The organism is Aquirufa beregesia (assembly GCF_011090385.1).
Taxonomy (GTDB): domain Bacteria; phylum Bacteroidota; class Bacteroidia; order Cytophagales; family Spirosomataceae; genus Aquirufa; species Aquirufa beregesia.
Genome location: NZ_SEWW01000057.1, coordinates 1 through 256 on the forward strand (window position 1 = coordinate 1; position 256 = coordinate 256).

At 50.0% G+C, this 256-nt stretch carries 1 rRNA gene; it reads left to right on the forward strand.

Going from position 1 to position 256, the window contains the following annotated elements:
• Positions 1-256, forward strand: a 23S ribosomal RNA gene (locus EWU23_RS14475); the annotation flags it as partial.

Below are 256 nucleotides of genomic sequence, written 5' to 3' on the forward strand. Positions count from 1 at the left end.
TATAGCTTAGCATTGAGTTTTGGTACTGGATGTGTAGGATAGGTGGGAGGCTATGAGCCGGTGTCGCTAGGCATCGGGGAGCCAACGTTGAAATACCACCCTTCTTGTACTGGAATTCTAATCCCTATATGGGAGACATTGCTTGGTGGGTAGTTTGACTGGGGTGGTCGCCTCCAAAAGAGTAACGGAGGCTTTCAAAGGTTCCCTCAGCACGCTTGGTAACCGTGCGTAGAGTGCAATAGCAAAAGGGAGCTTG